The sequence below is a fragment of the Saccharothrix sp. ALI-22-I genome, from assembly GCF_001984175.1.
GTDB lineage: Bacteria > Actinomycetota > Actinomycetes > Mycobacteriales > Pseudonocardiaceae > Actinosynnema.
The window spans coordinates 127,703-145,216 of sequence record NZ_MTQP01000061.1 but is presented as its reverse complement, the minus strand read 5'-3'; the positions used below and the strand labels follow the sequence as shown (position 1 = coordinate 145,216).

Genomic DNA, 17,514 nt, shown 5'->3' with positions numbered 1-17,514 from the left:
CCGCGTAGACGACGGGACGACGTCGCCACGATACAGGAACACATGAACAGGTCTTCATTCGTTCACGGCCGTAGGATGGGGTCATGGGTCATGGAGCCGTCCCCACCAGCGACAACGCCGTACCGCGCACCCGTCTGGACGCGGCCGGTGCGGCGAAGGTGGCCACCACCCTCCAGGCCCTCGCCACGCCGTCGCGGTTGCTGATCCTGGCGCGGTTGCGGGAAGGGGCGCTGCCGGCCACCGAACTGGCGGCCGAGGTCGGTATGGAGCAGTCGGCCTGCTCCCACCAACTGCGCCTGCTGCGCAACCTCGGCCTGGTCGTGGGCGAACGCCGCGGACGTTCGGTGGTCTACAACCTTTACGACCACCACGTCGCCGAACTGCTCGACCAAGCCGTCTATCACGTCGAACACCTGCGCCTCGGCCTCAGTGACGCCCACCACGAGATTTCCACCGGCGACTGACGCAAAGGGGCGGGCCGAAATCGGAGAACCCGCCGAGCGAGATCACGAGGCTCAAGGGTCTGAAGTGGGGCGCTCGGCAGCGGCTGGATAACGCGCAATGCGAGTGGTTCTCGCAGGAACTGCTGAACGCCAAGTACGGCGACGACGTGTGCAGCAGCATGCAGCGGGCGGACAACGTGTGGCAGGTCAACGGTCGCACGATCAGCCAGTTCTGGGTCAAGTGACCCGTTCCCCACCTCGCAGCCGGGGACCGAGTGGCACCGCGAATCCACTTCCCGCCTGCGGCATCGGACCGTCCAGCTCCCCGTCCGGGAGCTGGACGGTCGGCGTTAGGTCGGGGACCTCACCGGAGCCACGGCACGTGCACGATCGACTCCGGCCGTAGCGGCCACTCCGCGGCGGTGAAGCTGAGTCGGTCGTCGTGGGGGAACCGGTCGTGCTCGTCGTGTGGCAGCGGGCCGCGGACGAAACAGCGGGGCAGCAACAGTTCTCGGCGCTGGTCCAGCGGGTCCTCCTCCTGGTCAAGCCGATCGGGCGGGGACACCGGGGGACCGTCGCCGATGTCCACTTCGCCGTCCCAGTTGAGGTGCAGGCCCTCCTCGTCGGAGTAGAACCGGTGGAAGCTCGTCCGCCACTGCGAGTTGGAACCCCAGCCGTGCGACAGATCACTGGTCGGCCGCGGCTCGCGACGGGAGGCGAAGTACAGCGTCGAGGTGGTGGCCACCGTGGCGTCGATCAGGTAGTCGCTGACCCGGCTGAGCCCGTACAGCTTCATGATCCGCCACGCCTGCTCGTCGTCCCCGGTGTACCCGCCAACGGGTACTCGCTCCCGCTTGCGCAGCGGCTCCAACTCGGCCAGGTGGTCGGCCACCGTCTGCTGCCGACCACTCAGGTACCGCCGGCGCCCACCGACGTCATCATGGTGGTCGTACAGACCCTCGTACACCTGACGGAAGTAACCCCAGTCGAGTTCCACGGCGCGATGATGGTCCAGCCGGCACCCACCGGCAACGACATTCCCGTTCGCGGTTGATCGTGTGCGTTGCGCAGCCGGTGGTAGACCGTCACTCCAGGGCGTTGTAGAGCGTGGCCAGTCGGTGGGTCAACGACGTGTCTGCTGGAGATCCGCAGTTGGCCTGCCACGCGGTGTCGCCGGCCCAGGGGTTGGCGTTGGACCACAACGCCGGAGGTTGCGGAGTTCCCGGCGGTTCGTTGGAGGTCGAGCATCCAGCGCGCATGCACGGCGGCAACGGGTCCGTCCGGTCGCTCGGGGCGGCCTTGGCGGAAACGCGCACGGCTGGCGGTGAGGTGCTGCCGCGGTGGTGCGGGCAGGGCCAGGGTCAACCGGCGCCGTAGCAGACGAAACCGATGGTGGCGACGCGGTTGGCGGGCGGGCCTTGGGTCGACAGGTCGCGTTGGGCTTCGGCCAGTGCCCGGGACGGGCTCAGACCATCGTCCAGCAGGCGGTGGAAGCGGAGCATCAAGGGGCGGCTGGCGTGGTCGGGTACCGGGACGGCGGTGGCGATCAGGGTTGTCGTGCCCAGCGCCAGCAGCACCGAGGCCAGGCCCAGCACCTCGTCTCCCGGGTGGACGGCCGATCGCCCCGAGTCGCACGCGGACAGCACGATCCGGCGTGGCGGTCTGGCGAGGCGTTCCAGGTCGTAGGCGGTCAGCGGGCCGTCGGCCAGGCGCAGTTCGGAGAACAGCGGGTTGTCGGCGCGGAATCGGCCGTGGGCCGCGATGTGGCCCAAGTCCGCGCCGTCCAGGGCGGTGATCACGTCGTCCACCCGCGCGGTCCGGCCGGTGAACCGTCGCGCCTCGGGGTAACGCCGGGCCAACGCCGCCACCTCGGCGGCCGCGTGGGGGAGGTCCGGTCCGGACACGACCACGCGCCTGCCGTCACCGGCGGGCTCGGCGGTCGCCGCGCGGTGCCACAGAGCGGCGGAGGGCGCCACCGACACGGGGCGGCCCAGGCAGCTCGGCAGGATCGGCCACGGCATCTCGTGCAACGGACCCGTCGGCACGATCACCAGCGGCCGATCGCCGACGAACTGCCGTAACGGCTCCAGCAGCTGCGCGTCGAGCCGGTGCGCGGCCCGGTCGACCAGGGCGGTGAACGACGCCGGGGAACCCAGCTCGTAGGCGAGGCGCCGCAGCCCGAACCGCAGCTCGCCCAGCCGGCGCTCGACCTCGGAGACCGCGGTCAGCTCGTGCAACCGGACCCGCCCGGCCACGACCACCACGGCGTACAGGCGGCCGGCCACATCCAGGTACTCCACCTGGCGTTCGCGGACGCCATCGACGCACTGCGCGCGGAGGGCGTCGAACTGATCAACCTGCCGTTCTCGGGCAGCACCTGGGAGGGCAGCCCGCCGAGGGCGATCGAGAACGCCCTGCTCAGGCTCGGCTCCAACGCGGTCGTCGTCTGCGCCGCGGGCAACCTGGGCACGTCAGCCGTGCTGCACCCGGCGGGGACCCGGCTGCGGAAGGAACGGGAGGACGACCCGGACCCGGCACTCGTCATCGCGGTCGGTGCCGTGCACGACACGATCGGGCAGGTCGCGCCCTTCAGCGGCTACGGGCCCTGGGTCACGGCCTGCGCCGGCGGCGTGGACGTGGTCGGTCCGTACTTCGAGGACGGGTACCCGAAGGGTTACCACGGCTGGGCGATCTGGAGCGGCACGTCGTTCTCCGCCGCGACCGTCACCGGGCGGATCGCCGCGCGCATGGCCGCGGACAAGAGCGCGCGTGCCGCCTGGGACGAGCTGCTCACCGATCCGCCGGCCGAGATCGAGGTCTGGGACGTCAACGGGCCCAGGACCCTGCCCTACATCAAGGGTCTCGGGCCTGCCTGACCACTACACCGACGTCCAGCGGGTCACGACCGCCGTCCCGTCGACGGCGGTCACCCGCACGCGGGTGGCGCCACGCGGCAACCCGGTCACGACGAACCAGCCCTCCTCGTCGATCGGCACCGCGTGGCGTTGCCCCGCCACTTCCACCACGGCCTCACCGGACGCCCCGGACACCAAGCCGCGCAAGGACACCAGGCCGCCCGCGTACTCGACCTGCAACTCCACCGACACCCCGGCCGCCTCGAACGACAGCAGCCGCGTGTCGTCGTCCGGCGCCCGGACCCGACCGGGGGCGAGCAGTTCCGAGTCCGCCACCAGCTCCGCCAACTCCTCGTCCACCCGCCGAGTGGACAGGGCGGCCTGCGCGTTCCGCGTGACGAGGTCCGGCACGGGGTCGATCGCGGCCGCGGCACGCCGCAGGCTCTCCATGATGTCGTCGTCGTTCACGACCGGTCCTCCGTCCAGTCGGCACCGAGCAGCTCGTCGTCCCGCACCAGTTCGCGCAACCGTTCCAGGCACCGTTGGCGCGTCGGGCCGATGCTGCCGACCGGCATGTCGAGCGCGTCGGCCACCTCGGCGTACGCCGGCGGCGGCGAGGCCATCAGCACGCGCAGCAGGCGTTGGCAGCGTTCGGACAGCGCCGCCAGCATCCGCCACAACGCGGCGTCCCGCTCCTCGACCAGCAGCGACTCGTCCAGCTCGGGTCCGGTATCGGGCAGCTGCTCCAGCGGCTCGCCGTCCGGGGCGCGTCGCTGCCGGACCGTGCGCCTGATCAGTTGGAGGCACTCCCGGCGGACCGTCGTGGCCAGCCACGAAGCGAGCCGCTCCGGATCCTCGATCCGGTCGATGTGCTCGACCAGCTTGACCCAGGCCGCCTGCACCACGTCCGCGGCGTCGTCCCCGGACAGCCGGTAGCCGCGGGCGATCGACCACACCAGGCCGTTGTACCGCTCGACCAGGGCGTTCCACGCCCGTTGGTCCCCGGCCGCGGCTGCCGCCAGCAATCCTGCCGTGCTGTCCACGTCACCTCCGCTCGACCGGCCCAGGCTAACCCCTTGGCTTGGTGACGACTGGTGAACGACGAGGTCGTCGCGGCCGGCGACAGCGCGCGGCCGGCGTCCGCCCGCGCCTGGTAGAACTCGTAGTCGGCCATGGCCCCGTCCTCCACAAAGGTTTTGACAACTCCGATACTCGATGCCGGACCGCGGACAGGTGATACGTGCGTCAGGCGCGGACGCCACGACCCGCGGGACCCGACGCCGGACCGGCCGTCCTCCGACGTCCGGACCGACGCGTGGTCGGTGGCGGGAGTTCACGTCCGGTTCGTCGCGTGTTGGATGGACGTGCCTAACATCCCGCGCCATGACGACCCGCCGTACGTTTCTGCTGGGTACCGGGGGCGCGGCCGCGGCCGGCCTGGTTTCCTCGCCCGCTGTCGCCGCGCCCGACGTCGAGCGCGGCGGCCGGCCGGACCCCGACAGCGACCGGTTCACCATCGCGGTGATCCCGGACACGCAGTACCTGTTCGACCAGGACCGCGGCGACTCCGAGCCGCTCGACGCGTCGCTGCGCTACCTGCTCGACCACGCGGGGCACGACAACATCGTGTTCATCTCGCACCTCGGCGACCTCACCGAGAACGGCCTCAAGAGCGAGATCGAGGACATCGGCCGGTCGTTCCGGGCGTTGGACCGGCGGCGGGTCGGCTACAGCGTCCTCGCTGGCAACCACGACCTCGACTCGCGCACCGACGACCAGCGCGGCCGCACGCCGTACCTGGACGAGTTCGGCCCGCACCGCTTCCGCGAGTCGCCGACGTTCAGGGGTGCGAGCGCGGACGGCTACAACAGCTTCCACGTGTTCAAGGCCGCGGGCCGGGAATGGCTCGCGCTCGCGCTGGACTGGCGGATGTCGGCGAAGGGCTTCGCGTGGGCGCGCGACGTGCTCGCCAAGCACTCGAAGCTGCCGGTCATCCTCACCACGCACGAACTGGTCTACGCGGACGACGCCGGGGAGGCCGCGTTCTCCGACTACGGCCGCCGCCTGTGGGATGAGCTGATCAAGGACAACGACCAGGTCTTCCTCACGATCAACGGCCACTTCTGGCCGCCCGGCCGCGCCGTCCTGCGCAACACGGCGGGCAACGACGTGCACGTCCACATCACCAACTACCAGGACCGCTACTACGGCGGCAGCGCGATGATCCGGCTGTACCACTTCGACCTGGCGCGCAACGTCATCGACGTGCGCACGTTCTCGCCGTGGCTCCAGGCCAAGAAGTCGCTGAACACGTTGGCGCGCAAGGAGATCGAGCTGACCGGCGACACCGACCGGTTCAGCGTGCCGATCGACTTCGCGCGGAGGTTCGCCGGGTTCGCCCCGGTGCCGGTCCGCCCGGCGCGCCCCGCCCACGAGGTCGTCATCCCCGGCACGGTCGCGTACTGGCGGTCCGACTCCCTCAAGGACCTGTCCGGCAACGGCAACGACCTGCGCCTGGTCGGCACGCTGACGGCCACCGACGACCACCACGCCGATTCGCCGAGCCACGGCAGCAGGGTCTTCGGCAAGAACGGCTACCTGTCCACTGTCGACAACGCCCCGCTGAACCGGATGAACTTCGAGCGCGGCTACACCATCGAGACGTTCGTCAAGCTGCCCAAGGGCTTCGACCACCCGTGGTGCGGCCTGCTGACGAAGCTGGCCCCGGGCGCCGCGGCGGGCAAGACGGGCGACGACCCCAAGGAACCGCTGTGCACGCTCAACCTGGCGGGCGGCGGATCGCTCCAGTGGGCGGTGTTCCCGCGCGACCGGGACGGCCTGTCCACCAACTGGGGGCACGAGATGGACGAGGAGACGTGGTGGCACATCGCCGTCGTCAACGACGGCACGCACACGACGCTGTTCGTCGACGGGTCGGAACTGCTGCGCAATCCCTCCACCCCGGCCACCGGCATCTCGACGGCGGGGGACCCCTGGCTGGTCGGCGCGTACGCCTACGACCGGATCGTCGAGAAGTCCTATCACGGACTGCTGGGCGATATGCGCATCGTGGGCCGGGCCCTGTCGAAGGACCAGTTCCTCACGGCCCGTTAGGCGCAGTACCGCGAATCGGACGAGCGCGGTCTCCTATCAGAAGGGCTTCACCCCGCACCAGACCTGATCGGAGGCCGTGCTCGGCCATTCGTCCTCAATACACGGACTGATTTCCGCAATGATGCACATCCACCGTAAAGCCGTTGTGGCCAACGGGGGTTGCTGCCTATCATCGCGCGGCAAGATCCATAAGTTCGTGCATCGACTTCCTGCTCAAGCCACCTGGTCGGCGTCCGCCCGCCACGTGTGCGGGTGACGGTGCGTTCTGGAGGGGGACGGGCGTGAGCTCATCGGCAAGACGAGTGCCGCCGTGGCGGGTGGTCGCCGCGCTGGGACTCAGCGGGGTCGTGGTCATCGGCCTCGGCTGGTCCACCGCCAACGCGGCGGACAACGTGCTGCGCAGCGACAAGGCCGTCGCGCGCTCGTGCTTCGAGAAGCCGCTGCCGAAGGGTGCCGCGGGGGTCGATCGCCGCGAGGTCACCTCGACGGTCGACGGCCTCGTGCAGGCCAGGCTCCGGCCGCAGGGCAGCGGCTCCGGTGACTGGGACGTCGCCGTGTTCGACAAGGCGACCGGCAAAGTCGTCGCCGCCTCGGCCGCGCTGCGCAGCTCCGAGCTGGCCGAGAGCTTCGTGACGAAGGGGCAGGAGCTCGTCGTCCAGGCCTGCCGTTACACCGGGTCGTCGCGCACGGTCGTGCTGGGCGTGGACTTCCTCGCCGTCGACACGCAGGACGCCGCCACCCAGCGCGCCGAGATCGTGCGCGTGGAGACTCCGACCAAGCAGCACAAGGACCGGCTCTTCGCGCTCGGCCTCGACGTCACCGAGAAGGCCGACGCCACCGGCGTCGAGGTCGTCCTGGCGGGCGACGCCGATCGTGCGACGCTGCGCGAGGCCGGCATGAAGTCGACCGTCGTGCAGGCCGACATCTCGGCGAAGTCGATCGAGAACACCAAGGCCGATCGGGAGTACGCGGACCGGACTGCGGCCTCCGCGCTGCCGTCCGGGCGGACCGCCTACCGCCACCTCTACGAGTACAACTTCGAGATGAAGGAACTGGCCCGGGCGAACCCCCGGCTGGTGAAGGCCTTCACCCTGCCCGAGGCGACTTGGGAAGGCCGCGACGTGGTCGGCGTGGAGATCGCGACCGACGTCGAGAACACCAAGGACGGCAAGCCCGTCGACTTCACCATGGGCGTGCACCACGCGCGTGAGTGGCCCGCGGGCGAGCACGCCATCGAGTGGGCGCACGAGCTGGTCAAGGGCTACCGGGCGGGCGGCGAGCTGAAGTCGCTGGTCGAGAAGACCCGCAACATCGTGGTGCCGATCGTCAACCCGGACGGCTTCAACGTCTCCCGTGAGGCCGAGCCCAAGGGCGACTTCTCCCGCTTCGACTACGAGATGAAGCGCAAGAACTGCAACGTCAACGACTCGCCGGAGGACCTGCGCGCCGGCGCCTGCGCCGCGAACCCGGCGGGCCGGGAGCGCGGCACCGACCCCAACCGCAACTACGCGGGCTTCTGGGGCGGCTCGGGCGCGTCCACGTACTGGGGCAGCGACACCTTCCGCGGTTCGGGCCCGTTCTCCGAGCCGGAGACCCGCAACGTCCGCTCGGTCATCGCCAACCGCCCGGTGACCAACCTGATCACCCTGCACACCTACTCGAACCTGGTGCTGCGGGTGCCCGGCGTCGCCGATGTCCGGCCGCCGCTCGACGAGCCCGCCTACAAGGCGCTCGGCGACAAGATGGCCTCCCGCAACGGTTACACCAGCCAGCCGTCCTGGGCCCTGTACGACACCACCGGGGGTACCGAAGACTGGTCGTACTTCGCCACCGGCGGTTGGGGCTTCACCTTCGAGGTCGGCCCGAACGAGTTCCACCCGCCGTTCGCCGAGGTCGTCGCCGAGTACGCGGGCCTGGCACCGGCCGCGGGCGCGGGCAAGGGCGGCAACCGGCAGGCGTTCATCGACATGCTGACCAACACCGCCGACCCGGCCGCGCACGCCACGCTGGTCGGCTCCGCGCCCAAGGGGTACCAGCTCCAGGTGCGCAAGGCATTCACCACGCCGACCTCGCCGGTGGTCCAGCCGGACGGCTCCACCAAGGAGCCGATCCAGTGGGCGGACGTGATCAAGTCCGACCTGGCGAGCAAGGGCGGCCGGTTCAGCTGGGCGGTCAACCCCTCGACCCGCCCGTACGTCGCGGGCCGCTACGGCCGTGACCCGCAGGGCCCGCCGCAGGCGGGGATCGCCCTGGCGAACCCGGACGGCATCCCCGCGGAGAACACGAACTTCCCCGGCGACGCGACCGCCGAGCGCATCCCGTTCCACGTGGACGGCATGCCCGCGGTGGACAACGGGAAGATGGAGGTGACCGTCGGTTGGGCAACCCCCGAGACCGACTGGGACCTCTACATCTTCGACTCGGCCGGCAACCTGGTCACGTCCTCGGCCAACGGCGGCACGAACACCGAGAAGGCCGTGCTCTTCGACCCGCCCGCGGGCGACTACACCGCCGTGATGGTCAACTACGAGCAGGCCGACCCGGCGACGCCGGACGACTGGTCGAACCTGAACGTCGGCTTCTCCTCGCCGTTGCCGACCACCTACGGCCCGAAGGAGCCGTACACCCTCACGTGCAGCGACCAGCGCGGCAACATCGTCGGCCTGGCGGAGATCTACGCCGACCGCGGCCAGACGGTGGACGTCGGCGACGTCTGCACCCGCTCGGCCCGCACCGCGAAGGAACGTGGCAAGTAGCAGGTATGTGAGTGACTGACGGCGGCCGGTGCTGGGAAGCACCGGCCGCCGTTGTGTGCGGGTAGGCGCACAGGTTTCTCACCAGCGACGGCCTGATCGACAACGGCTTCACGCTCAAGACGTTGACCACGACCGGCCTCGATTAGCTGCTCGGCACGACCAGCGGCGGCGAGCTGCTCTCGTACAAGATCCGCGGCGCCGGCGACTGGACGCGGTATGAGCTGAAGTCCTCGATGTGGCAGGTGTTCACCGACCTCTTCTCGCCTGGCAGCAGTGTCTACTTCGGACACAACGCGGACGGCGGGCGCTACCACTACATCGACGACAACCCCTGCGACGGCAGCGGCGCGGACCTGCGCGGCCCGGACACCGTGGACGCGCAGGGCTGGACCCAGGCCTGCTGTCCGCCCGCCCCCGGCACAGTCGGCTGACCGCTCCCTCAGGCTGCGGGTCGCACCCCCGCGGCCTGAAGGCGTCCGTCGTCACCGCGGTGATAGCGGACCTTTCCGGCGCCGCGACTGGATCTGAACGGCCCGGGCGCGGCAGGATGGGCGATGAAGGGGGTAGTTGACATGACTGAGCAGGACGGTCGTCGGGCGCCTGGGGTCGAGGCGTTGACGGACAAGATCAAGCAGCTCGTGCACGAGGGAAACACGCGCCGGGTGGTCGTGCGCAACGGCAAGGGCGAGCCGGTGCTCGACATCCCGGTAACGGCCGGCGTGGTAGCCGCCGTCGCCGCGCCGATGGTGACGGCCGTGGCCGCGTTCGCCGCGCTCGCAGGGCCGTGGTCGCTGAACGTGGAGCGCACCGAGGACGCCGCGCCGGTCGATGACGAGCCGCAGGACACTGCGGCGGCCGGCGACGAGCCGGAGGACGTCGTGCCGGCCGATGACGAGCCGCAGGACAGCACACCGACCGGCGACGAGCCGCAGGACACGCCGCCGGCGCAGGGGAAGCCGCAAGGCACACCGCCGGCCGGCACCGCGCCCACGGAAGGCTGACGGGGGCGACGACAGGCGGCGTGCGACGCCCGCGACCGGCGCTGAAGCGGGAGCGCCGGTCGGCCGGGGCCGGGCTTGTACTCCGCCTGCCGTCGCACGCCCCGCCACTCGCGTTCGCCTGATGGGTGCTCAGCAGAAATCCGAGGTCAGAACATCGTGTTGTCGTTGGCGGAGGTTGCCGGCACGTCCTGGACCACGTCCCAGTGCTCGACGATCTTTCCGTCCTTGCCGACCCGGAAGATGTCCACGACGGACTGGCCGCGGTCGGAGGGGGTGAGGCGGTAGTGGGCGTGGACGGCGACGAGGTCGCCCTCGGCGATGACGCGCTTGCGCTCCACGGTCAGCTGCGGGAACGCCTGGAAGAACGCGGTGAACTGCTCCCGCAGGCCCGCTGAGCCGCTGGGGATGGCGGGGTTGTGCTGGTGGTACTCCGGCGCCAGGTACTCGACCGCGCCGGGGTCCTTCCGGACCAGGAGCCGGTCGAAGTACTCGGTCGCCACCGCCTTGCTGGACTCCGTCTGGTGGCGCGGGCCCGGTCGGTTGGTCTGCGGTGAGCTGACGGTGGAGAACATGTCGTTGCCGCTGACGGTCGTGGCCGGCACGTCCTGGGCGGCGTCCCAGTGCTCGGCGATCATGTGGTTGCGGTCGAAGCGGAAGATGTCGACGACGGCCGATCCGCGTGCGCCGGGCGTGAAGACCACGTTGGAGTGCACCAGGACCAGGTCACCCTCGGCGACGACGCGCTTGATGTCGTACTTCAGGTCCGGGAACTGCGTGGCCAGGGGGCCGGCGAAGGCTTTGAGCGCCTCCGTTCCGTTGGGCGCCAGCGGGTTGTGCTGGATGTAGTCGGGGCGGATGTGCCGGTCCACGACCGAGAGGTCACTGTCCTCGAACAGGCGCTTGAGCACGTGAACGGTGATGGCCTTGTTCACTTCGAGGCCGAAGTCGAACGCGTACAGGCCCTTCTGCCAGGAGCCGGTAGCGGTCGAGTCCGGTGCGGACGCCGATGCGGCCAGCGGGGCGAGCCCGGTCACGGCGCCGATCGTCGAGGCGACCAGCAAGGCGGTGACGGCCTTCCTGGGCAGGGGAGTGGCCTTGCGCATGTGCGTCTTCTCCGATGCTGTCGGTGGTGCTGACAGCATACGCCCAACTTGTCAGCCGCTGACAAGTCAATCAGTCAGTGTCGTCTCTGACGGCAGCTACAGTGATCTGGTGAGTGCTGAGATGCCCGCGAGGTCGGACCTGCGGGAGCGGACCCGCCAGGCGGTGCGCGCCGAACTGGTGACCGTCGCGTGGGAACTCTTCGTCAGGCAGGGGTACGACGCGACGACGGTGGACGAGATCGCGGCCGCGGTCGGGATGTCGCAACGCAGCTTCTTCCGCTACTTCAGCTCCAAGGAAGACATCGTTCTGGGCAAGTTCCAGGCGTTCGGCGAGATCCTGGCCGACGCGCTGGCCAAGCGACCCGGCGAGGAGGACGCGTGGACGGCGCTGCGTCGCGCGTTGGACTGGTTCGTGGGCGGCAGCGAGCGTGACCCGCGATACGGCCTGGAACTGCTGCGCCTGACCGACCAGACCCCGGCCCTCAAGGCCCGCCGGTTGGAGCAGCAGACGCACTGGCAGGAACTGCTGGCCCCGCACGTCGCCACCCGCCTGGACCCACCGGCCACCGGTGCGAACGACCTGCGCCCGGCCGCTCTCGCCGGCGCCGCTCTAGCCTGCATGAACGTGGCCAACGCGGCCTGGGTGGCCGGCGACGGGAACCAATCCCTGGGCCGGCTCATCGACGAGGCCATGCGCGCGGTGCGCCCCAGCGCCTTCTGACCGCAGGAGCCCGAACGGAACCGCCGACGACTCCACCCGTTCGTGTGACATCGAGCGAGCCGCGACCGGGCTCACTTCCGCAGGTAGCCGCACGGCACGTCGATCAACCAGCCGGGCGGGTCCAAGAGGAACCGGCCGAACGGCTCACCGGCGGCGCATTGCTCGTGGGCCTGGATCACGGTCTGGTCCCACGAGACGCCGGTCAGCACGCCGGCGTCCACCCGGATGTGCTGCACGATGCTCACCAGCAGGACGGCGGCGATGACGATCCGCCCGGCCCACACCGCCGATCGCGCCCAGCGCCACCGGGGCAGCGCGTCCAGCCCCACGGCCACCGCGGTGAACATGAACAGGCACGACAGGAGGCTGTAGCGCTGCGCGGTCATGACCACGCCCGGGAAATCCACCGCCAGCACGTGAATCCAGTTGGACGTCAGCGCCGCCGTGATCACCACCGCGCCGCACCCCACGCTGAACACCACCAGCAGCCGACCCGCGAGGTTCCCCCACCACAGCGCGGCGAGGATCGGCAGGCCCGCCAACAGCAGTGCCACCAACAACGGTAGATGGCCGAACGCCGGGTAGTACCGCTGGACCTGCTCGGAGCCGGTGAACCCGGCCAGCGGCACCCGCAGCAGCGCGGCCAGCACCACCTGGAGCGGCTCGTAGCGGTCGTCCGAGTACCGGAGCCGCACCGTGTTCGCCATGGCCAGGCAGTGCAGCGCCACGCCGAGGAGGAAGACGATCGACACCACTCTGGCCCGGGGCAGCACCAGCCGCACGAGCGCGACCGGCACCAGCAGGAACCCCATCGAGCTGGTCAGGGCGGCCACCACCACGAAGATCGCCACCGGCACGCGGGGCGCCGACCGCCACAGCAGCGCCCAGAAGGCGCCGTAGAGCAGGAACCAGTGCAGGTTCGTGACGTTGTCCAGCGGCTCGCTGTTGCCCACGGGCAGCAGCACCACCAAGGCGGCGTGCGCGATGCGGACCGGCAGTGACCGCAGGTGGGCGCCGGAGGCGGCGAAGACCAGCAGCGCGACCAGGGTCCGCACCACTGCGGCCGACACCGCGAACACCACCGGTGCCCACCCCAGCGGCAGCACCGACGCCAGCTCCGCGACCAGTCGCGGGACGGTGTGCAGGTAGCCGCCGTAGGGCGTGATCAGGTTCGTCGTCAGCGGCTGCGTGATGGCGTCGTAGAGGAAGCGCCCGCCGTCCTCCGCCCAGAGGTGGTCCAGTCGGGACCAGCCCGCCGGGATGAGGAGTTGGAACCCCATGGCGGCGACGAACGCCCCGACGTACGCGCAAGCCAGCGGCCCGCGTGGTACTCGGCTCGGCGGGGCCTCGGGCAGCGCGCGGTCGGCGAACGCGCGCAACCGCGGCCCGCCAACCACCACCGGCGCCTCCACCACCACCGGGCTCTCGTGTACCACCGGGTTCGTGCCCATAACAAGATCTCCACCTGAAAGCAGCGACCGAACACACTGAGTGACAACGTGCGGCGGGCACGTTACATGCAGTGGCTTTATCGCGCACGGTGACCGTGCTATTCCACCTGGTAGCCGAATTTGCGCCCTCGTAGGCCCTGGGAAGAGCTCTTGTCGCTCAGCTGGCCATTCAGCAGGACTTGGTCCAGCTGCATTCCAAGTCGACGCGCAGGTTGCTGCCTTGCTGCGTCCGATCACCCGCCGACTCGGGGACGACGGCGTGCGCGGGCGGAGTCTGCCCGTTCCGGTTGCTCGCCAGCCGGACCACGACCGCGTCCTCGAACGGCTTCGCCGACGTGAGGGTGTTGTTGCTGATCATCGAGAACACCAACGGGGTGCCGTCCGCCGTGGTCACGTAGCCGGACAGGGCGCTGACGCCGGTCAGGCTGCCCGTCTTGGCCCGCGCGTTGCCCTCGGCCGGTGTGCCGCGCATCCGACTGCGCAGTGTGCCGCCGACCATCCGGTCGCTCACCCCGGCGATGGGCAGCGCGTCGTACCAGGCCTGGAACCACGGCTTGGTTTTCGCCGCGAGCAGCAGCGCGGCCATCTGGTCTGGCGTCGCGTTGTCCATTCTGGACAGACCGGAGCCGTCCCTCAGCGACAGCGCCGCCGGATCGATGCCCAGCCCGCCGAGCTTCGCCGAGATCGCCCGCAACCCGGCGCTCCAACTGCCCTCGCCGTACACGGCCCGGCCGGCGGTCTTCACCAGGATCTCGGCGTGCATGTTGTTGCTGAGCTTGAGGAACGGGGCCATCAGCCGTGACAGCGGCATCGACAGGTGTTCGCCGAGAAGCCGGGCGCCCGCCGGGGTCGCGCCGGTGCCCGTGCCGCCGAGCACGTGGACCCCGTGCCGGGCCAGGGCGCCGTGGAACAGGGAGGTGACCAGCCCGGTCGGTTCCCACACCGTGCTCCACCTGGCCTCGGTGGCACCACCTGCGGGGACCGTGCCCCGGACGTTGATCACATTGGTGCCGTGCTGTCGTTCCACGGACACGCTCGGCGCCGAGCCGGGTGGGCCGGTCACGGCCGTGTTGGCGATCGTGACGTAGCTCGTCGGCGGCTCGGTGGTGACCGTCGCCGGCTCACCCGCCGCACCGGGGGTGAGCCGCACGATGATCGATCCGGCGTCGTAGTCGGTGTCCGGTGAGACGGTCAGCGCCGAGATCTGCCCGTTGTAGTAGTACGGCTCGTCGTCCCAGGCCCAGCCGGTGCCCAGTCGCACGGAGTCGAACCAGGTGTCGTCGGCGACGAGTTTGCCGAGGACCAGCCTGATCCCGCTGGCCGCGACCTTGGCGGCCAGCGCGTCGTAGTCGGCGGCGAGCATGGTCGGGTCGCCGGTTCCCCGCAGGTGCACATCACCGGCCAGCACGCCGCCGCGCACGTTGCCCGCCGCGGACACGCTCGTGCTGAACCGGTGCTCGGGACCCAGGATGTCGAGCACCGCGGCGGAGCTGATCAGCTTGCCGTTGGACGCCGGTTGGCTGCGCTTGTCGCTCCTGCTGGTGAACAACACGACGCCGGTATCGGCGTGGCGGACCACGAGCCCGACATCCGCGCCGCTGAGGCCGGGGTTGGTGATGATCGCGCCGAGGTCCCGCCCGAGCGTGTTCTCGACCTGCGCGGACGCGGGGGCCACCAGATCGGGAGTCGGAACCGCGGCGAACACAACGGCGGCCAGCACGAGGGCGAGTGACCGTGGTCTGGGCATCGGAGCTCCTGAGGTGCTGGACGACTGATCGCCAAGGATTCTCCACATAACTGAATGGCATGTGAAGAGTTGACGGCGGCCAACGTCCCGCCGACGCCGGCTCGAAGCCACCCACTACCAGTAGCCGTTGACCACGTCCATCACCACCGATAGCCACGGTTTCGGTCCCCTGGGCGGAGGCTTCGACTGCGGTCAGGTGCCCGCGACGCCCATCGGGACGTCGCGGGCAGCCGATCACTTCACCGGGGGGGACGAGCCAGTCGGCCCGGTCGTTGACGAACGGGGGCGGGAGGTGGCGGACGAAGTCGGCTCCGCCGAGGTCCAGCGCCTCGGCGGCGGCTTGCAGCCTGGCCGGATCGGTGTGGTCGGTCCAGGTTCCGGTGCGGATGCGGGTTTGCAGTGCGAGCAGGCTCGTCACCTGTTCGGCCGGGGTGAAGGCGCAGTGCCCGGGCCGTGCGACGTAGGCCTGGCGCAGCAGGCCCGCGCGGCCGGCGCGGGCGACTTTTCCGGCGTACTCGCGCTGGAACTCGGCGGGCACCAGGTTGTCGGCGACGGTGTGCAGGTCGAGTTCGGGCATCGCCGGCCGACCGGTCGGGGTGGACGTGCGTGCCACCCACCCGACCGCTCCGAGGTCGGGTGTGATCGTCGCGCCCCTGGTCAGGACGCCGAGATCGGTGCCGAGGTCAAGGCCTGCCTGCCGGTACGGGGCGGCACGAGAGTGCCGTTCCAGTCGGCCGGCACGTCGGCGATCCACGTGGCACCGTCGGGCAGTGTCCCGGCGAGGTGACGTGCCGTGGGAGCACTCGCTGCCGAGGTGGCGGATGCGGCGGTGAGTAAGAGCGCCAGCAGGCAGGCCGGAATCGTCTTGAGTCGCATGGCGATCACCTTGCCATCGCGGTCGTGGCTTCGGTCTCCGCCGGGGGAGCCGATCGCCCCCCGGCGGAGCCGGTGGTTCAGCGTTTCGGCTGGCCCAGTGCCATGGGTGGGGTGTTGCCGGCCGTGGCGCCTTGCGCGTACTGGGGAGTGACGACGAAGACGAACTCGTGGACGTGGTCGTCGGCGAGTTCCTCGGTGACGTAGGACTCGCCGATCCGGATGCCGTTGCGCATGAGCAGGTCCTGGTGGACCGGGAACGCGGTGCCGTCGGAGTTGACGGGGTTGCCGAGCACCTCAAGAGCCCAGCTGTCGCTGCCGATCAGGGCCGGGCGGAACTGGGCCAGCCAGCGCGCTTCCCGGAGGTAGATGCCGGGCAGGCCCTTGGCGGCCTCCCAGCGCAGGATGTCGGCGGGGTCGCGACGCCGGAGCAGTTGCGTCCAGCCGGTGCGGAAGAGCACGGCGTCACCCGGACGGATGCTTCGGATTCCGCCGTAGTCCATCGCCTCCCGGATGTCCTCGACGGTGATCCGGTAGTTCTCCCGCAGCAGCGGCTTGCCGTTGGTGGCGGGCTCGGCGAGGTCGGCGGTGGCGCCCTTGGCCAGCTTGACGCCGAGGATGTCGAGCAGCACGCCGCGCGTGGCGACGGGGCCCATGTGCTCGGCGCCGAGGGCGGTCGTGCCGTGGCCTCGGGCGATGTCCGGGCCGCGCGTCCCGTTGTAGAAGAACTCCTGCGCGCCGATGTGGTTGAGGTTGTCCAGCTGTGAGCCGATCTGGTAGGTCATGGTGAGGGGTACGGGGTGCTTGGACGAGAACGACGCCTCGAACCGCTCCTCGTGGATGCTGATTTTGTTGTCGGCCAACGGGTCCAGCGAGATCAGCACACCGCCCTCGGCGGCGAAGCCGGGCGGGGGCTGGTAACCGGAGATGGTGAGTCTCTGCTGGTAGGTGCGGGGAGGATCGGTCTTGAAGGCCGGGAACCCGTTCCACATCAACTCGCCCAGGTTGTAGGTCTTCACCGGGCGGTGCGCCTTGAGCAGGCCGAGCGCGGCGGCCGTCTTGGCCGGTGTCACTTCGTTGAAGCTGCCCCGTTGGTCGCCGGGGCCGTACGGGCCCGGTGCCCAGTCGGACAGGTTGGCCGGGTCGGCGTAGTCGAAGGGCACGTCGTCGAAGCGATCGTGCGGCCCCGACTCCGGCGTGCGGTCGTCGGGCTCCGCGGTCGCGGCACCGGAGCCGAGGCCGCTGACGGCGGCAGCCGCGCCGGCCGCTCCGGCGAGGCGCAGGACGTCGCGCCGGCTGGGAAGGTGGTTGGCGAGGTAGTTGCGCAACAAGTCTGGATTCATCTACGAGGACCTTCCGTGGGCATCAGGACGTGTGTGGGGATGGTGTCAGCTCGCGACGGCGGACGCGTCGCGGTCACCGAACCCAGCCCGAAGCGCCCGGATCGGCA

16 protein-coding genes are annotated in these 17,514 nt (G+C 70.3%); 8 read left to right on the top strand and 8 right to left on the bottom strand.

The window, feature by feature from the left end:
- The first annotated feature begins 83 nt into the window (after positions 1–83).
- Positions 84–464, top strand: a complete 381-nt coding sequence (locus tag ALI22I_RS21195) for an ArsR/SmtB family transcription factor (RefSeq protein ID WP_077007270.1) — start codon at positions 84–86, stop codon at positions 462–464.
- Positions 465–807: 343 nt separating this feature from the next.
- Here ALI22I_RS21195 and ALI22I_RS21190 read toward each other — a convergent pair whose 3' ends face one another.
- Positions 808–1,440, bottom strand: coding sequence for a hypothetical protein (locus tag ALI22I_RS21190; protein ID WP_077007269.1), 633 nt, complete (start codon positions 1,438–1,440; stop codon positions 808–810).
- A 364-nt stretch (positions 1,441–1,804) separates the two neighbouring features.
- On the bottom strand, positions 1,805–2,728 hold the full coding sequence (locus tag ALI22I_RS21185) for a CHAT domain-containing protein (protein WP_238598493.1): 924 nt from the start codon (positions 2,726–2,728) through the stop codon (positions 1,805–1,807).
- Here ALI22I_RS21185 and ALI22I_RS21180 point away from each other — a divergent pair.
- On the top strand, positions 2,675–3,319 hold the full coding sequence (locus ALI22I_RS21180; protein WP_077007267.1) for a S8/S53 family peptidase: 645 nt from the start codon (positions 2,675–2,677) through the stop codon (positions 3,317–3,319). The genes ALI22I_RS21185 and ALI22I_RS21180 overlap by 54 nt on opposite strands.
- A 3-nt stretch (positions 3,320–3,322) precedes the next feature.
- Here ALI22I_RS21180 and ALI22I_RS21175 read toward each other — a convergent pair whose 3' ends face one another.
- Positions 3,323–3,766 (bottom strand): hypothetical protein, encoded by a 444-nt coding sequence (locus ALI22I_RS21175; RefSeq protein ID WP_238598492.1) that lies wholly within the window; start codon positions 3,764–3,766, stop codon positions 3,323–3,325.
- Positions 3,763–4,341 (bottom strand): RNA polymerase sigma factor, encoded by a 579-nt coding sequence (locus ALI22I_RS21170; protein ID WP_077007266.1) that lies wholly within the window; start codon positions 4,339–4,341, stop codon positions 3,763–3,765. The genes ALI22I_RS21175 and ALI22I_RS21170 overlap by 4 nt, the downstream gene beginning before the upstream one ends.
- Before the next feature lie 340 nt (positions 4,342–4,681).
- Here ALI22I_RS21170 and ALI22I_RS21165 point away from each other — a divergent pair, with 340 nt between their 5' ends.
- The 4 genes from ALI22I_RS21165 to ALI22I_RS49450 all read left to right on the top strand — a co-directional run bounded on the left by ALI22I_RS21165 (position 4,682) and on the right by ALI22I_RS49450 (position 10,169).
- Entirely contained in the window at positions 4,682–6,412 is a 1,731-nt protein-coding gene (locus ALI22I_RS21165; RefSeq protein WP_077007265.1) for a LamG-like jellyroll fold domain-containing protein, read from the top strand.
- A gap of 317 nt (positions 6,413–6,729) precedes the next feature.
- Positions 6,730–9,168, top strand: a complete 2,439-nt coding sequence (locus ALI22I_RS21160; RefSeq protein WP_077007363.1) for a M14 family zinc carboxypeptidase — start codon at positions 6,730–6,732, stop codon at positions 9,166–9,168.
- 242 nt (positions 9,169–9,410) lie between these two features.
- Positions 9,411–9,599, top strand: a complete 189-nt coding sequence (locus ALI22I_RS21155; RefSeq protein ID WP_077007264.1) for a hypothetical protein — start codon at positions 9,411–9,413, stop codon at positions 9,597–9,599.
- Between the two features lie 141 nt (positions 9,600–9,740).
- Complete coding sequence (locus tag ALI22I_RS49450) at positions 9,741–10,169, top strand: DUF4342 domain-containing protein (protein ID WP_077007263.1); 429 nt, start codon at positions 9,741–9,743, stop codon at positions 10,167–10,169.
- Positions 10,170–10,315: 146 nt separating this feature from the next.
- On the opposite strand, the gene ALI22I_RS21145 is transcribed toward ALI22I_RS49450, so the two are convergent.
- Positions 10,316–11,272, bottom strand: coding sequence for a nuclear transport factor 2 family protein (locus ALI22I_RS21145; RefSeq protein ID WP_077007262.1), 957 nt, complete (start codon positions 11,270–11,272; stop codon positions 10,316–10,318).
- Positions 11,273–11,381: 109 nt separating this feature from the next.
- Here ALI22I_RS21145 and ALI22I_RS21140 point away from each other — a divergent pair, with 109 nt between their 5' ends.
- Complete coding sequence (locus tag ALI22I_RS21140) at positions 11,382–11,993, top strand: TetR/AcrR family transcriptional regulator (protein WP_202971033.1); 612 nt, start codon at positions 11,382–11,384, stop codon at positions 11,991–11,993.
- A 71-nt stretch (positions 11,994–12,064) separates the two neighbouring features.
- Here the strand turns inward: ALI22I_RS21140 and ALI22I_RS21135 are convergent, their stop codons facing one another.
- Together ALI22I_RS21135 and dacB are read right to left on the bottom strand one after the other, a co-directional pair.
- Positions 12,065–13,444 (bottom strand): hypothetical protein, encoded by a 1,380-nt coding sequence (locus ALI22I_RS21135; RefSeq protein ID WP_077007260.1) that lies wholly within the window; start codon positions 13,442–13,444, stop codon positions 12,065–12,067.
- A gap of 169 nt (positions 13,445–13,613) precedes the next feature.
- Complete coding sequence (dacB, locus tag ALI22I_RS21130) at positions 13,614–15,191, bottom strand: D-alanyl-D-alanine carboxypeptidase/D-alanyl-D-alanine endopeptidase (protein ID WP_077007259.1); 1,578 nt, start codon at positions 15,189–15,191, stop codon at positions 13,614–13,616.
- A gap of 292 nt (positions 15,192–15,483) precedes the next feature.
- Between dacB and ALI22I_RS21125 the strand changes: the two genes are divergently transcribed.
- Positions 15,484–15,978 carry a hypothetical protein gene (locus ALI22I_RS21125; RefSeq protein ID WP_143532350.1) on the top strand — a complete coding sequence of 165 codons (495 nt, stop codon included), beginning with the start codon at positions 15,484–15,486 and terminating at the stop codon, positions 15,976–15,978.
- Between the two features lie 166 nt (positions 15,979–16,144).
- Here ALI22I_RS21125 and ALI22I_RS21120 read toward each other — a convergent pair whose 3' ends face one another.
- Positions 16,145–17,407 carry a cyclase family protein gene (locus tag ALI22I_RS21120; protein ID WP_077007257.1) on the bottom strand — a complete coding sequence of 421 codons (1,263 nt, stop codon included), beginning with the start codon at positions 17,405–17,407 and terminating at the stop codon, positions 16,145–16,147.
- Between the last annotated feature and the right edge of the window lie 107 nt (positions 17,408–17,514).

Excerpts from the sequence above, each read along its gene's own strand:
- ALI22I_RS21195 (WP_077007270.1), top strand. The coding sequence starts at position 84 with ATGGGTCATGGAGCCGTCCCCACCAGCGACAACGCCGTACCGCGCACC.
- ALI22I_RS21120 (WP_077007257.1), bottom strand. The coding sequence starts at position 17,407 with ATGAATCCAGACTTGTTGCGCAACTACCTCGCCAACCACCTTCCCAGC.
- ALI22I_RS21145 (WP_077007262.1), bottom strand. The coding sequence starts at position 11,272 with ATGCGCAAGGCCACTCCCCTGCCCAGGAAGGCCGTCACCGCCTTGCTG.
- ALI22I_RS49450 (WP_077007263.1), top strand. The coding sequence starts at position 9,741 with ATGACTGAGCAGGACGGTCGTCGGGCGCCTGGGGTCGAGGCGTTGACG.
- ALI22I_RS21135 (WP_077007260.1), bottom strand. The coding sequence starts at position 13,444 with ATGGGCACGAACCCGGTGGTACACGAGAGCCCGGTGGTGGTGGAGGCG.
- ALI22I_RS21165 (WP_077007265.1), top strand. The coding sequence starts at position 4,682 with ATGACGACCCGCCGTACGTTTCTGCTGGGTACCGGGGGCGCGGCCGCG.
- dacB (WP_077007259.1), bottom strand. The coding sequence starts at position 15,191 with ATGCCCAGACCACGGTCACTCGCCCTCGTGCTGGCCGCCGTTGTGTTC.